The 15,175-nt window shown below is 69.3% G+C and carries 12 protein-coding genes; 1 reads left to right on the top strand and 11 read right to left on the bottom strand.

Annotation, left to right across the window (positions count from 1 at the left end; all coding sequences use genetic code 11):
• Nucleotides 1-6: 6 nt before the first annotated feature.
• The 8 genes from ACXJKB_RS06805 to ACXJKB_RS06770 all read right to left on the bottom strand — a co-directional run bounded on the left by ACXJKB_RS06805 (nt 7) and on the right by ACXJKB_RS06770 (nt 10,547).
• Complete coding sequence (locus tag ACXJKB_RS06805; protein WP_457186680.1) at nt 7-1,338, bottom strand: ABC transporter ATP-binding protein; 1,332 nt, start codon at nt 1,336-1,338, stop codon at nt 7-9.
• A complete protein-coding gene (locus ACXJKB_RS06800; RefSeq protein ID WP_457186678.1) occupies nt 1,335-2,354 on the bottom strand; it encodes an ABC transporter ATP-binding protein in 1,020 nt (339 codons plus the stop codon). Before ACXJKB_RS06800 ends, ACXJKB_RS06805 begins: the two co-directional genes overlap by 4 nt.
• A gap of 74 nt (nt 2,355-2,428) precedes the next feature.
• Nucleotides 2,429-3,439, bottom strand: coding sequence for an ABC transporter permease (locus ACXJKB_RS06795; RefSeq protein ID WP_457186676.1), 1,011 nt, complete (start codon nt 3,437-3,439; stop codon nt 2,429-2,431).
• 126 nt (nt 3,440-3,565) lie between these two features.
• Nucleotides 3,566-5,344, bottom strand: a complete 1,779-nt coding sequence (locus ACXJKB_RS06790; RefSeq protein ID WP_457186674.1) for an ABC transporter substrate-binding protein — start codon at nt 5,342-5,344, stop codon at nt 3,566-3,568.
• A 68-nt stretch (nt 5,345-5,412) separates the two neighbouring features.
• Complete coding sequence (locus tag ACXJKB_RS06785; protein ID WP_457186672.1) at nt 5,413-6,447, bottom strand: ABC transporter permease; 1,035 nt, start codon at nt 6,445-6,447, stop codon at nt 5,413-5,415.
• Nucleotides 6,448-6,616: 169 nt separating this feature from the next.
• Nucleotides 6,617-8,410, bottom strand: coding sequence for an aspartate--tRNA ligase (gene aspS, locus ACXJKB_RS06780; RefSeq protein WP_457186670.1), 1,794 nt, complete (start codon nt 8,408-8,410; stop codon nt 6,617-6,619).
• Nucleotides 8,407-9,777, bottom strand: a complete 1,371-nt coding sequence (gene hisS, locus ACXJKB_RS06775; RefSeq protein WP_457186668.1) for a histidine--tRNA ligase — start codon at nt 9,775-9,777, stop codon at nt 8,407-8,409. Before hisS ends, aspS begins: the two co-directional genes overlap by 4 nt.
• Nucleotides 9,777-10,547: an MBL fold metallo-hydrolase gene (locus ACXJKB_RS06770; RefSeq protein ID WP_457186666.1), complete on the bottom strand. Its 771-nt coding sequence runs from the start codon at nt 10,545-10,547 to the stop codon at nt 9,777-9,779. Before ACXJKB_RS06770 ends, hisS begins: the two co-directional genes overlap by 1 nt.
• A 17-nt stretch (nt 10,548-10,564) precedes the next feature.
• On the opposite strand from ACXJKB_RS06770, the gene ACXJKB_RS06765 reads away from it, so the two are divergent.
• Nucleotides 10,565-11,827 (top strand): DUF349 domain-containing protein, encoded by a 1,263-nt coding sequence (locus ACXJKB_RS06765; protein WP_457186664.1) that lies wholly within the window; start codon nt 10,565-10,567, stop codon nt 11,825-11,827.
• A gap of 141 nt (nt 11,828-11,968) precedes the next feature.
• Here the strand turns inward: ACXJKB_RS06765 and ACXJKB_RS06760 are convergent, their stop codons facing one another.
• Genes ACXJKB_RS06760 through yajC form a run of 3 tightly spaced genes read right to left on the bottom strand, consistent with a single transcriptional unit; the run spans nt 11,969 to nt 15,151 of the window.
• Nucleotides 11,969-14,257 carry a RelA/SpoT family protein gene (locus ACXJKB_RS06760; RefSeq protein WP_457186662.1) on the bottom strand — a complete coding sequence of 763 codons (2,289 nt, stop codon included), beginning with the start codon at nt 14,255-14,257 and terminating at the stop codon, nt 11,969-11,971.
• A gap of 56 nt (nt 14,258-14,313) precedes the next feature.
• Nucleotides 14,314-14,862: an adenine phosphoribosyltransferase gene (locus ACXJKB_RS06755; protein ID WP_457186660.1), complete on the bottom strand. Its 549-nt coding sequence runs from the start codon at nt 14,860-14,862 to the stop codon at nt 14,314-14,316.
• Nucleotides 14,855-15,151 carry a preprotein translocase subunit YajC gene (gene yajC / locus ACXJKB_RS06750; protein ID WP_457186658.1) on the bottom strand — a complete coding sequence of 99 codons (297 nt, stop codon included), beginning with the start codon at nt 15,149-15,151 and terminating at the stop codon, nt 14,855-14,857. The genes ACXJKB_RS06755 and yajC overlap by 8 nt, the downstream gene beginning before the upstream one ends.
• Nucleotides 15,152-15,175 lie beyond the last annotated feature (24 nt).

Below are 15,175 nucleotides of genomic sequence, written 5' to 3'. Positions count from 1 at the left end.
CGCCCCTCAGACCCCCGTCGTCTGCTTCGACTTCAGGTCGTACCAGGTCTTCTCGTAGCCCGGGATGGTGAGCTGCTCGTTGGTCGGCGTGGCTCCGGGCACCGGGGTGCCCTGGTCGTCGACCGCGAGCAGGTCGGTGGTCACGGGCGCCGCCGGGTGGGAGCCCAGCTCGCCGGCGAAGTGGCAGGCCACCTTGTGACGCTTGCCGATCTGCAGCAGCGGCGGCTCCACCTTCGCGCAGATCTCCTGGGCGAACTGGCAGCGAGTGCGGAACCGGCAGCCCGACGGCGGGTTGATCGGGCTCGGCACGTCGCCCTCGAGCCGGATCCGCTCCCGACGGCCGCCGACCGCCGCCTGCTTCACGTCGGGCACTGCCGAGAGCAGCGCCTGCGTGTAGGGGTGGTGGGCGTGACTGTAGATCCTGTCGCGGTCACCGATCTCGACGATCTTGCCGAGGTACATCACCGCGACCTCGGGGCAGAAGTGGCGCACCACCGCGAGGTCGTGGGCGATGAAGAGGAAGGCGATGTCGAACTCGCGCTGCAGGTCCTGGAGCAGGTTGACCACCTGCGCCTGGATCGACACGTCGAGCGCCGAGACCGGCTCGTCGGCGACGAGGAGCTTGGGGTTGAGCGTGAGCGCCCGGGCGATGCCGATCCGCTGGCGCTGACCGCCGGAGAACTCGTTGGGGTAGCGGTTGTAGTGCTCCGGGTTGAGGCCCACCACCTCGAGCAGCTCCTGGACCCGAGGCAGGATCTTGTCCTTCGGCACGATGTTGTGCACCGCGAGCGGCGAACCGACGATCGTGCCGACCGTGTGGCGCGGGTTGAGCGAGGTGTAGGGGTCCTGGAAGATCATCTGCACGTCGCGGCGCAGCGGCCTCATCTGCGAGTTGGAGAGCTTGGCCAGGTCGTGGCCCTCGAACATCATCGACCCGCCGGTCGGCTTGTAGAGGCGGGTGATCAGCCGGCCGGTGGTGGACTTGCCACACCCGGACTCGCCGACCAGGCCGAGCGAGCCGCCGCGCGGCACCTCGAAGGACACCCCGTCCACCGCCTGGACGTGACCGACCGTCCGGCGGACGAGCCCCGAGGACTTCACGGGGAAGTACATCTTCAGGTTGTCGATCGTGATGATGGGCTCGGCGTCGGGGTCGAGCGCGGTGGCGGCGTGACCCTGCTCGGCGAGCTCGTGGAAGTCCAGCGGCGCGTGGACCACCTCGTGGTCGTCGACGACGTCCGTGTCGTGGTGGGAGAGGTCCCGGTCACCCGTCTCCGCCGCGTTGGCGCCGATCTCGCTCGCGTCGATCGCCACCTTGGCGTTGGGGTCCTGGCTCATCGAATCTCCTCGGCGAGGTCGGGGGCGATCTCCGGCAGCACTTCCGTGCGGTAGATCTCTTCAGGGTTGGGCAGGTGGCACCGCTTGAGGTGGCCGGCCCGGTTGCTGGCCGGCGTCAGGGCGGGGAGCTCGGTGAAGCACAGGTCGCCGGGCACCTTGTCCCGGTGCGAGCAGCGGGGGTGGAACGAGCACCCCGACGGCGGCTTCAGCAGGCTGGGCGGATTGCCCGGGATCGGGATGAGACGGGCGTCGGTGGAGGCCCCGACCTCGGGGATGCTCGACAGCAGGCCCCACGAGTAGGGCATCTCCGGACGGGTCAGGATCTCCTTGGTCGTCCCGAACTCCACACACCGGCCGGCGTACATCACGAGCACGTCGTCGGCCATCTCGGCGATGACGCCGAGGTCGTGGGTGATGATGATGACGGCGGAGTTGAACTCGCGCTGCAGGTCCTGGAGCAGGTCGAGGATCTGCGCCTGCACCGTCACGTCGAGCGCGGTGGTCGGCTCGTCGGCGATCAGCAGCGACGGGTCGTTGATCAGGCCCATCGCGATCATCACGCGCTGTCGCATGCCGCCGGAGAACTGGTGGGCGAAGTCGTCGACGCGGCGGTCGGGCTGGGGGATGCCGACACGGTCGAGCATCTCGATCGCCTTGCGACGGCCGTCGCGCTTGGACGCCTTCGGGTGGTGCATCGCATAAGCCTCGGCGAGCTGGTCGCCGACCCGGTAGAAGGGGTGCAGCGCAGCCAGGGCGTCCTGGAAGATCATCGCCATCGCGTTGCCGCGCAGCTTGCGCATGCGGCTCTCGGCAAGGCCGACGACCTCGGTGCCACCTAGGCGGATCGATCCGGAGATCTCGCTCGACTTGGCGTCGTGCAGGCCCATCACGGCCATGCTCGAGACCGACTTGCCGGAACCGGACTCGCCGACGATGCCGAGCGTCTTGCCCAGCTCGACCGAGTAGCTCAGCCCCTTCACGGCCTGGACCGGCCCGTCCTGGGTCGGGAACGTCACCGTGAGGTCCTCCACCTGGAGGTACGGCCCGTCGACGTCGCTGGGGGACGAAGCGGAGGAGGGGGACGTGATGGTCAAGAGAGCCTCACTCGGGGATCGAGAACGCTGTAGATGACGTCGACGACGATGTTGGAGATGATCAGGACGGCGGCCGCGAACAGAGCAGTGGCCGACACTACGGGCAGGTCACGCTGGGCGACCGCCYGCAGGCTCCACAGTCCGATCCCGTCGATGTCGAAGATCGTCTCGGTGAAGATCGTACCCGCGAGCAGGGTGCCGAACTCGATGCCGAAGATCGTGATGACGGGCACCAGCGCGGACCGCAACGCGTGCTTGTAGACCACGGTGTTGTCCCGCAGCCCCTTGGCCTTCGCGGTGCGGATGTAGTCCTCGTTGAGGACCTCCACCATCGAGCCGCGGGAGTAACGCGTGTAGGTCGTGCACCCGAAGGCACCCAGAGCCATCCATGCAAGGAACATGCCACTGAACCACTTCGCCGGATTCTCGGTGATCGGGAAGTAGCCGGTTTCGGAGAACAGGGGTATCTCCCAGCTGATGGTGAGGAACAACCAGGTCAGCAGGGCGAACAGGTAGTAGGGGATGGACGAGATGACCAGGAAGCTCGACACGAGCGCCTTGTCGGTCAACGTCCCCCGTCTTCGGGCCGCGGCGACACCGATCGGGATGCCGAGGGTCAGGTAGAGGAACGCGCCGCCGATCGCCACCGAGAACGTGGCCGGCATGCGCTGCTTCATCTCCTCGAACACCGGAGCCTTGGTCCGGTAGGAGTAGCCCAGGCACGGGGCCGGGCAGTCGAACACGGTGGTGCTGCCGAACTGGATCTCGCGCCCGGCCACGACACCCTTCATGAACTTGCCGTACTCCTCGTACCACGGGTTGTTGAAGCCGAGGTTCTCGCGGAACACCTCGAGCCGCGCGGGTGTGCAGCGGTTGCTGGTGTCGTTGTCGCAGATCGTCTGCGCGGGCTCGGACGGTCCGTACCAGAAGAGCAGGAACACGCTCATCGAGATGAGGAACAGGACGACCACGCCCGAGAGCAGGCGCTTGACGACATAGGCGAACACGAGGATTTCCCTCCGGGGTTGTGAGCAGCTGCCGGCATGGCCGACACACGGTGGTGTGGGGGCCCCGGTTCACGGGGCCCCCACACCGAGGTGGAGCAGGATCGACTCAGTCAGTGGACCACAGGGTCACTGAGCGACGAAGAGATCCTTGTAGTTGGGCGCGCCGAGGGCACCGTCACCGGTCGGGTTCCCGATCTTCTCGCCGAAGGCGAAGAGGTCGTTGCGGAACGCGGTCGGGATGATCGGGTAGAACTCGGTCGCGATCTGCTCGTCCAGGGCACCCCAGGCATCGGGCTGCGCGTCGAGCTCCATGGTGCCGATCTCGTCCATCTTCGCGTCGATGGAGTCCTCGGAGAAGAACGCCGTGTTGTAGGTGGCGCCCGTGCGGAGCAGGGCCGGGATCATCGTGGAGCCGGACGGCCAGTCCGAGCACCAGTTGACGCCGCGCAGGTTGAGCTTCTTGTTGATCTTGTTGTCCGGGTCGGTCCAGATCGTGTAGAGCGAGGTCTCGATCGGCACGGGGTAGGACGTGACCTTGAAGCCGGAGTCGGTGAGACCCTTCTCGATCTGCTTCTGAGCAGCCTCGGTGGTCGGCGAGCCGGTGTTGTAGGCCATGTGGATCTCGTAGCCCTCCTCGCCAGCCTCGGCCAGGAGCTCCTTCGCCTTCTCGGGCTGGTAGGTGATCTGCTCACCGTCGACCTGGTAGTCGGACTTGCCCGCCATGCCGGGGGGCATGACCGAGTTCGCCGGGACACGGGTCACGCCGGGGACCTCACCGGAGGCCTGCCACACGCTCTCGTACGGGTAGGCGTACGCCAGGGCCTTGCGGATCTCCGGCGTCGTCTTCTCGTAGTCGGGCGCCCAGAAGCTGGTGCACTGCGCCGACTGCTGCACGAGGCGGTCGCCCAGGTCCTGGTTGAACTTGGCGTAGTTCTCGGCGGTGACGCTGGCCGAGAGGGCCGTCTGCGACTCGGTGTTGCCGCTGAGCATCAGCTCGTCGGTCTGGGTCGGGTCAGCAGCGAACTTGAAGATCCACTTGTCGGCGTACTGGTGACGGGCCGGGTCGGAGTCGGCGACCCAGGCGTCGTTCTTGACGAGCACGAGCTCCTCGCTCGGGCGGAACGACTCGACCTTGTAGGGGCCGGTCGACAGCGGGCTACGACCGTACTCCGGCGGGTCGGAGACCTTGCCGAGCGGGGACGGGCCCATCGCCATGAAGGCGCCCCAGTAGTCCATGTCCGGGAACGGCATGGACATCTTGATGGTCACCGTGCGGGCGTCCTCGTCGAACGTGATGCCCTTGTAGTCCTTGCCCTTGTCGGTGTAGGGACCCTTGTAGCTGTCGGCGTCGAGGAAGTAGTGCGTGGAGTACTCGGTGCCGGGACCCGACGGGAAGGCCTCGGAGTCGAGCGAACGCTCGATGCCCCAGGCGACCTCCTCGGCGGTGATCGGCTTGCCGTCCTCCCACGTCGCGTCGTCGCGGATGGTGAACGTCCACTCGGTGAAGTCCTCGTTGGGGCTACCCAGGTCGGTCGCCAGGTCCGGGACGAGGATCATCTCGCCGGACTCGGTGTCGCGGGAGTACTGGGTCAGCGACCGGTGCGTGAGCGCCTGCTGGATCGAGTTGCCCGTGACCGACCAGCCGTTGGTCGGGTCGAGGTCCTCGGGGCCCGGGTCGTCCGGCAGGTACACCGTGATGGTGCCGCCGGCCGAAGCGCCCTCGACATCAGCCGCGGGGCCCTGGCGCTCTGGGTCCTTGGCGATGGTCTCCGAAGCATCCTGGAAGCCTTCGCTGCCGCTTCCGCTGCTGCCCTCGTCGTCGTTCCCGCCGCCGCCACCACAGGCAGCGAGGGTCACGAGCGCGGCACTGGTGGCGAGTGCTGCCGCCGCCTTGGTCCGTCTCATTGTCCAGCCTTTCGTTGTTGTTCGCACACCGGAAGCCCCCGGGGTGACGTCTGTTGAGGATCTCCGCCTCAGCGGCGGGTCTTCGGGTCGAACGCGTCTCGAACCGCGTCGCCGAGGAGGTTGAGTGCGAGCACCAGGGCGACGACGCCGATCAGGGGCTCCCACAGGTAGAGGGGGTAGTTGCTCCAGTAGGGCACCGCGTTGGCGATGGTCTGGCCCCACGAGGCGCTGCCGGTGACGCCGATGCCGAGGAACGCCAGGCCGGCCTCTGCCGCCACGAACGCCGGCAGCATCAGGGAGATGCTGATGACGATGGGCGCCGTGAGGTTGGGCAGGAGCTCCTTGAACAGGATGCGCCGCGTCGGCATGCCCAGCACCCGGGCGGCGTGGATGAACTCGCGCTCACGGAGCGAGAGCACCTCGCCGCGGATCAGACGGGCCACCGTCATCCAGCCGAACAGCGACAGGATGAGGATGAGCGAGCCGATCTGGATGGTCTCGTAGCTGTCGCTGGTGCCGAAGCGGTCGATGATGATCGGCGAGATGGTCAGCGCCGCGAGGAGGAACGGGATCGTGAGGAAGAAGTCGGTGATGAACGACAGGATCTTGTCGACGACGCCGCCGGTGAAGCCGGACACCAGGCCGACCACGATGCCGACCACGGACGAGAAGAGCGTCGCCGCGCCCGCGATCATCAGCGAGGTGCGGCACCCGTAGATCCAGTGGGCCAGGTTGTCGGCGCCGGTGCGGGGGGCGATGCCGAAGGGGTGCGCGGGGTCGAACGGGTAGAACGGCGGGCCTGTCTTGGGGTAGCCGACGCCCGGCTCGGCGAAGTTGCACTCGAGGACCTCGCACGCGGTGACGGTGTCGAGACTCACCCCGAACGCCTTGGCGATCAGGTCCGCGAAGATCGCCACCAGCAAGAAGAAGATCACGATGACCGCGCACGTGACGGCGATCTTGTCCTTCCGCAGCCGGCCGAACGCGATCTGCATCGGCGACTTGCCGGAGATCTCCTTGGCCTGCTTGCTGTTCGGGTCGTTGATCTCCGGTTCGTCGCTGAGCGAGCCCAGGGTCTCAGGCCCCGTCGCTTGTGCCGACATTCTCTCCCCATCGAGTTCGGGTCCGGTGGTGTCTGCGGTCCCTCCGGGGACCGCGCCGAACGGGACTCTATGTGACCTGCGACGCGTGAACGATCAAGGACGGGTAACGATCCCGTTACGACGCGTTGGGCCCGTGGTCACCGGGATGGCCGGGCAAACCTGCGGGTGATCACTCCCCCGGCGGGACGTCCTTCGCGGGCGTGGCGTCGACACCGGCTTCCTTGCGCTGCTCCGGGGTGATGGGCGCCGGCGCCGCCGTGAGCGGGTCGTAGCCGCCCCCGGACTTCGGGAAGGCGATGACGTCGCGGATGGAGTCGGTGCCCGCGAGCAGCGCCACGATGCGGTCCATGCCGACGGCGATGCCGCCGTGGGGGGGCGCCCCGAACTTGAAGGCATCGAGCAGGAAACCGAACTTCTCCTGCGCCTCGTCCTCGGACAGCCCCATCACCGCGAACACGCGCTTCTGGATGTCACCGCGGTGGATACGGATGGACCCGCCGCCGAGCTCGTTGCCGTTGCAGACGATGTCGTAGGCGTAGGCAAGCGCGCTGCCGGGGTCGGTGTCGAAGGTGTCGAGGAACTCAGGCTTCGGGCTGGTGAAGGCGTGGTGCACCGCCGTCCAGGCGCCCGCGCCGACGGCGACGTCGCCGCTGGCGACCGCGTCGGAGCTCGGCTCGAAGAGCGGGGCGTCGACGACCCAGGTGAAGGCGAAGGTCGAGTCGTCGAGCATGTCACCGCGGCGACCGATCTCGAGGCGCGCGGCGCCGAGCAGCGCACGGCTGCTCTTGGCGGGTCCGGCGGCGAAGAAGATGCAGTCGCCCGGCGAAGCCCCGACGTGGGCGGCGAGGCCCTCGCGCTCGGCGTCGGTGAGGTTCTTCGCGACCGGACCGCCGAGCTCGCCGTCCTCGGCGATCGTGACGTACGCCAGGCCCTTGGCACCGCGTTGCTTGGCCCAGTCCTGCCAGGCGTCGAACTGGCGACGCGGCTGGCTGCCGCCGCCCGGCATCACGACCGCGCCGACGTAGTCGGCCTGGAACACCCGGAACGTGGTGTCCTTGAAGTAGTCGGTGCACTCGACGAGCTCGAGGCCCATCCGGAGGTCCGGCTTGTCGGACCCGTACCGCGCCATCGCGTCGGCGTACGTCATCCGCGGCAGCGGGCGCTGGATGGTGTGGCCGGCCTGGGCCCACATGGCCTCCAGGACGTCCTCCATCAGCGTGATGACGTCCTCCTGGTCCACGAAGCTCATCTCGATGTCGAGCTGGGTGAACTCCGGCTGCCGGTCGGCGCGGAAGTCCTCGTCGCGGTAGCAGCGCGCGATCTGGTAGTAGCGCTCCATGCCGCCGACCATGAGCAGCTGCTTGAACAGCTGCGGGCTCTGCGGGAGGGCGTACCAGCTGCCGGGGGCCAGACGGGCCGGCACCAGGAAGTCGCGGGCGCCCTCGGGCGTGGAGCGGGTCAGCGTGGGCGTCTCGACCTCGACGAAGTCGCGGGCGTCGAGCACGTCGCGGGCGGCCTTGTTGATCTTGCTGCGCAGGCGGAGGGCGGCGTTGGGGCCGGAGCGGCGCAGGTCGAGGTAGCGGTGCTTGAGGCGGGCCTCCTCGCCGACCTCGCCGCCCTTGTGGCCGGACGCGTCGTCGACGGGGAACGGGAGCGGGTCGGAGGCCGAGAGCACCTCGACCTCGGTCGCCACGACCTCGATCTCGCCGGTGGCGAGGTTGGGGTTCTCGTTGCCCTCCTTGCGCGCGACGACCTCGCCCACGACCTTCAGGCAGAACTCGCTGCGGAGGCTGTGTGCGACGGCCTCGTCGCGCACGACGACCTGCACCACGCCGCTGCGCTCGCGGAGGTCCAGGAACGCGACCCCGCCGTGATCGCGCCGACGCGCCACCCACCCGGCGAGCGTGACGGTCTGGCCGACGTGCTCGGCGCGCAGGGCGCCGGCGTCATGGGTGCGGATCACTGGTTCTCCTCTGAATCACTGGTGGTGCTGCTGGGGGTGGCGGTGCTGATGATCGTGGGCCGCAGGTCGGCCTCGGGCGGGGTCCACGACCCCGGGTCCGCCTCGACCTGCTCGCCGGTCCGGATGTCCTTGACCTGGCTCGTGCCGTCGGCCTGGACGAACCAGACGTAGGGGATGCCTCGCCGCTCGGCGAAGCGGATCTGCTTGCCGAACTTCGCCGGCGACGGGGCCACCTCGCAGGCGACGTCCCGGGCCCGCAGCGCGGCGGCGATGCCGGTGCTGGCGGTGCGGTCGTCCTCGTTGTTGAGGGCGACGAGAACGACGCTGGGCACGGGACGGCTGCCGGACAGGACGCCGTCGGAGATGAGCGGGACGAGGGTGCGGGACACGCCGAACGACACGCCGACGCCGGGGTACGTCGTACGCCCGTCGCTGGCGAGCGCGTCGTAGCGCCCTCCCCCACCGACGGACTTGAGCCGCTCGTAGCCCTCCATGAAGATCTCGACGACGGTGCCGGTGTAGTAGTCGAGCCCCCGCGCGATGCGCAGGTTGGCCTCGACTCCCACGCGGTCGCCGGCGACGGCGCGGCAGCCCTCGACCACGGCCGCGAGCTCCTCGAGCCCCTGGTCGAGCAGCTCGTCGCTGACCCCGAGCGCCCGGACCTTCTCCACGAACGAGGTGTCCTCGACGCGGATGGTGGCGAGCTCGAGGCAGCGCTGCGCCTGCTCGGGCGTGGTGCCGACCCGGTCGACCAGCAGCCGGGCGACCTCGTCGGCCGGGAGCTTGTCGAGCTTGTCGATGACCCGGATGGCGTCGGTGACGTCGTCGATGCCGAGGCCCCGGTAGAAGCCCTGGATCAGCTTGCGGTTGTTGAACTGGAACGACACCCGCGGGATCGGCAGCCGGCCGAGGGCGTCGACCATCACCGCCATCACCTCGACGTCGTGGTGGAAGGGCAGCTCGTCGCGGCCCACGATGTCGACGTCGGCCTGCGTGAACTGCCGGTAGCGGCCCTCCTGCGGCCGCTCGCCGCGCCAGGCGGGCTGCACCTGGAAGCGCCGGAAGGGGAACTCCAGGTGGCCGGCGTGCTCGAGGACGTAGCGCGCGAAGGGCACGGTGAGGTCGAAGTGGAGGCCGAGCTCGGCCTTCGCGTCGGGCTCGGCCGCGATGCGCTGGAGGACGTAGATCTCCTTGTCGACCTCGCCGCCCTTGGCCAGCCGGTCGACCGGCTCGACGACACGGGTCTCGATGTTGGTGAAGCCGTGCAGCTCGAACGTCCGCGAGACCGAGGCGATGACCTCGCGCTCGACGGCGCGCTGCGCAGGCAGCAGCTCGGGGAACCCGCTCAGCGGGGCGATCTTGCTCATCAGACGTCCTGGGTCAGGTCTTGGAGGAAGGGGTTGGTGGCGCGCTCGCGTCCGATCGAGGTCTGCTCACCGTGACCGGGCAGCACCACGATGTCGTCGGCGAGCGGCAGGACCTTGCCGGCCAGGCTGCGCAGCATCGTGGCGTGGTCGCCGCCGGGGAGGTCGGTGCGGCCGATGGACCCGGCGAAGAGGAGGTCGCCGGAGAACATCAGCTCCGAGACGTCCTGCTGCGCGTACGGCGTCCGGAACGTCACCGAGCCCTGGGTGTGGCCCGGCGTGTGGTCGACCACGAACCGCAGCCCCGCGAGCTCGAGCTCGGCGAGGTCGGACAGCTCGCGCACGTCGTCGGGCTCGGCCCACGAGTAGTCGCCCCCGAGGAGCATCTGGGTGGTCTCCGGGCTCATCCCGGCCATCGGGTCGGACAGCAGGTGCCGGTCGGACGGGTGGATCCACGCCGTCGCGTCGTAGGTGCCCGCCACGGGGGCGACGCACCACATGTGGTCGACGTGGCCGTGCGTGACCAGCACGCTGACCGGCTTGAGCCGGTGCTCCCGGACGACCTGGTCGACACCGGCTATGGAGTCCTTGCCGGGATCGATGACCACGCACTCCGACCCGGGACCCGTCGCCACGACGTAGCAGTTGGTACCCCAGGGTCCGGCGGGGAAGCCGGCGATGAACACGGGCGTCAGTCCTTGCTGGTCGTCGACCGGCGTCCGGCCGGTGGTCTGCTTGTCGGTGGGAAGCCTACCGAGGGCAGTCCGGGCCATGACTACGATGGGCGACCATGAGCTCCGACAAGCAGTCCCGAGACGACTCGGCACAGGGTGATCAGCCCTGGGGCCGGGTGGCCGAGGACGGCACCGTCTATGTCCGAACCGCCGATGGCGAGCGTCCTGTGGGGTCCTACGAGGCCGGCACCTCCGAGGAGGCGCTGGAGTTCTTCACCAAGCGCTACGAGGAGCTCGAGGGGAAGGTCCACCTGCTCGAGCAGCGGGTGGCCTCGGGGCGACTGGCGCCCGAGGAGGCGACGTCGTCGGTCAAGGCGCTGCGCGAGCAGGTCGGCGACGCCCACGCGGTCGGTGACCTCGTCTCCCTCGCCGCCCGCCTCGACGCGTTGGCCCCGGTGATCGCCGTCCAGCGCTCGGCCCGCAAGGAGGAGCGGGCGCAGAAGAGCGCCGAGTCCAAGGCGGCGAAGGAGAAGCTCGTCGCCGAGGCCGAGCGGCTCGCCGACAGCACCGACTGGCGCAACGGCGCCAACCGGCTCCGTGAGCTGCTGGCGACGTGGAAGGAGCTCCCCCGGCTCGACCGGGCCACCGACGACGCCCTGTGGCGCCGCTTCTCCACCGCGCGGACGACGTACACCCGACACCGCAAGGCGCACTTCGCCGAGGAGCACGAGCGCCGCGACTCCGCGCGCGTCGTCAAGGAGCGGCTGGCCAAGGAGGCCGAGGCGCTCTCGTCCTCGACCGAGTGGGGCCCGACCGCCGGCAAGTACCGCGACCTGATGCGGGAGTGGAAGGCCGCCGGCCCCGCGCCGCGCGAGGTCGACGACCAGCTCTGGCAGCGCTTCCGCGGCGCCCAGGACACCTTCTTCGGCGCCCGCGACGCGACCAACGCCGCGCTCGACGAGGAGTTCGCCGCCAACGCCGAGGTCAAGGACGCCATCCTCGTCGAGGCCGAGGCGCTGGTCCCCGTGACCGACCTCGAGGCCGCCAAGAAGACCTTCCGCGACCTCGCGGACCGCTGGGACGCCGCCGGCAAGGTCCCCCGTGACCGGATGAAGGAGCTCGAGGGCCGGATGCGGAAGGTCGAGCAGGCCATCCGCTCGGTCGAGGACGAGCAGTGGAGTCGCAGCGACCCGGAGAAGTCCGCGCGCGCCGACGACATGATCGGCAAGCTCGAGTCCGGCATCGCCGAGACCCAGGCCAAGCTCGACAAGGCGTCCGCCGCCGGCGACGACCGGCGCGTGAAGGACCTCGAGTCCGAGCTCGCCAACAAGCAGGCGTTCCTCGACATGGCCCGGCGGGCCGCGGCCGACTTCAGCTGATCGGGCACTTCGTGCCCTGTCCTGAGTACTGAGCGGGCACTTCGTCGCGCAACACGGGCACGAAGTGCCCGGTCACCGTCCCTGACGGGCACGAAGTGCCCGATCGGCTTGTTTGACAGGGACCGAAGTGCCCGCTCGACCTCAGGCGGTGACGCGGTAGGCGTCGAACACGCCCGGCACGGCGCGTACGGCGCGGAGCACGCCGTCGAGGTGGGCCGCGTCGGCCATCTCGAAGGAGAAGCGGCTCTTGGCCACCCGGTCGCGGGTGGTGGAGAGCGTCGCGCTGAGGATGTTCACGTGGGCGTCGGAGAGCGCCATCGTGATGTCGGAGAGCAGCCGGGCGCGGTCGAGGGCCTCGACCTGGATGTTCACCAGGAACGTCGACTGCGACGTGGGCGCCCACTCGACCTCGAGCACTCGCTCCGGCTGCCCGAGCAGGCTGGAGGCGTTGGTGCAGTCCTTGCGGTGCACCGACACTCCCCCGCCCTTGGTGACGAACCCCAGGATCGGGTCGGGGGGCACCGGGGTGCAGCACTTGGCGAGCTTGACCCAGAGGTCGTCGACGCCCTTGACGATGACGCCGGAGTCGGTCGGGCCACGCTTGGTGGCGGTCCGTGACCGGCCGGTGATGGTGACGCCCTCGGAGAGGTCCTCCTGGGCTCCATCGTCGCCGCCGTGCAGGTCGATGACGCGTCGTACGACGGCCTGCGCACTGAGGTTGCCCTCGCCGACCGCGGCGTAGAGGGCGGAGACGTCGGCGTGGTGGAAGTGCTCGGCGACGAGCGCCAGCACGTCGTGGGTCATCAGCCGTGTGAGGGGTAGGCCCTCCTTGCGCATGAGCTTGGCGATCTGGTCCTTGCCGCGCTCGATCGCCTCCTCGCGGCGCTCCTTGGTGAACCACTGGCGGATCTTGGAGCGGGCGCGCGGGGACTGCACGAAGTTGAGCCAGTCACGCGACGGGCCTGACGTCGGCGACTTGGAGGTGAAGACCTCGACGACGTCGCCGTTGTCGAGGGTCGACTCCAGCGGCACGAGGCGGCCGTTGACCCGCGAGCCGATCGTGTGGTGGCCGACCTCGGTGTGCACGGCGTAGGCGAAGTCGACCGGGGTCGCGCCCGACGGCAGCGGGATCACGTCGCCACGCGGGGTGAAGACGTAGACCTGCTGCTGGTTCATCTCGAAGCGCAGGGACTCCAGGAACTCGCCCGGGTCCTCGACCTCGCTCTGCCAGTCGAGCAGCTGCCGCAGCCAGGTGAGGTCGTCCTTGTCGCCGAGGCGGTCGGTGTCGACGCCCGCCTTGCTGTTCTCCTTGTACTTCCAGTGCGCGGCGACGCCGTACTCGGCGCGGCGGTGCTGGGCGAAGGTGCGGATCTGCACCTCGACCGGCTTGCCCGCGGGGCCGATGACCGTCGTGTGGAGCGACTGGTACATGTTGAACTTCGGCATCGCGACGTAGTCCTTGAACCGCCCCAGGACCGGGTTCCAGCGGGAGTGGATCACGCCGAGGGCGCTGTAGCAGTCGCGGTCCTCGTCGACGAGGATGCGGATGCCGACGAGGTCGTAGATGTCGGAGAAGTCGCGGCCGCCGACGATCATCTTCTGGTAGATCGAGTAGTAGTGCTTGGGCCGGCCGGTGACCTTGGCGTTGATCCGGGAGGCCTTGAGGTCCTGCTCGATCTCGGCCACGACCTCGGCGAGGAACTGGTCGCGCGACGGCGCGCGCTCGGCGACCATCCGCACGATCTCGTCGTAGATCTTGGGGTGCAGCGTCGCGAAGGCGAGGTCCTCGAGCTCCCACTTGAGGGTGTTCATGCCGAGCCGGTGGGCCAGGGGCGCGTAGATGTCGAGGGTCTCGCGGCTCGATCGCTCCTGGGAGGCGGCCGGGACGTAGCGCAGGGTGCGCATGTTGTGCAGCCGATCGGCGAGCTTGATGACCAGCACCCGGATGTCGCGCGACATCGCCACGATCATCTTGCGGATCGTCTCGGCCTGGGCCGAGTCGCCGTACTGCACCTTGTCGAGCTTCGTGACACCGTCGACGAGCACCGCGACCTCGTCGCCGAAGTCGGCACGCAGCGCGTCGAGGGTGTACGCCGTGTCCTCGACCGTGTCGTGGAGCAGCGCCGCGACCAGCGTCGGCTCGGTCATGCCGATGTCTGCGAGGATCGTCGTGACGGCGAGCGGGTGGGTGATGTAGGGGTCGCCGCTCTTGCGCATCTGGCCGGTGTGCCACTTGTCGGCGACCGCGTAGGCGCGCTCGAGGAGGGCCAGGTCGGCCTTCGCGTGGTTGGCGCGCACGGCCCGGAACAGGGGCTCGAGGACCGGGTTGGACGACGGCGGGCGGGTGCCGACCCGGGCGAGGCGAGCACGCATGCCCCGAGCGGTGAGGGGCGCCTTGGCGTCCTGCGCGGGTGCCTCCTCCTCTGCCATTGGCCCAGTCTAGTGAGGAGTCGGGCACCGCCGCGCGGGGACCGGGGTGGATCCGGTCAGATCGTGAGCAGCGTGGCGATCGGGAGGTCGCCGGTGACCGACCGCGGCTCGAGGAACGACAGCTCCATCAGCACGGCGGCGCCGGTCGCGACGCCGCCGCAGGCCTCGATGAGCTGCCGCGTCGCGACTGCTGTGCCGCCGGTCGCCAGCACGTCGTCGACCATCAGGACGCGCTCCCCCGGCGCGATCGCGTCCTGGTGCACCTCGAGCGTCGCCTCGCCGTACTCCAGGGAGTACGACACCGCGTGCGCGGCGCGCGGCAGCTTGCCGGCCTTGCGCACGGGCACGAAGCCGATGCCGAGGGCGAGCGCCACCGGCGCGGCGAGGATGAACCCGCGCGCCTCCATGCCGACGACCTTGTCGACGACCACGGTGCCGTGGTCGTCACGGCCGGCGGCGGCCAGCGCGGTGATGATCGCGGAGAACGCGTGGTGGTCGGCGAGGACGGGGGTGATGTCCTTGAACGTGACGCCCTTCTCCGGCCAGTCGGGCACGTCGACCGTCAGGCGCTGCAGCGCCTCCTGTGCCGTACGACGGTCAGGCATCGTCGCGCGCGTCGGGAGCGGGCTGCTCCAGCGGCTCGTCGACCTTGGCGATCGCGGCGCGGGCGATGTCGATCTGGGTGCCGGGCGCGATCTCGAGGCGGGCGCGGTCGTCGGCGAGCGAGACCACGGTGCCGTAGATGCCGGACGACATCATCACGCGCTGGCCGACCTCGATGCTCTGCTGGAGACGGACGACGTCCTTCTGCCGGCGCTGCTGGGGGCGCACCACCATGAACCAGAAGAGGGCCAGGATGGCCACCAGGGGCAGGAGTGCAGCAAGGTCGTTCACGGTCGGGGCTCTCCTCGAGGGGTC

The sequence above is a fragment of the Nocardioides sp. P5_E3 genome, from assembly GCF_054049275.1.
This window is presented reverse-complemented; position numbering and strand designations above follow the sequence as displayed.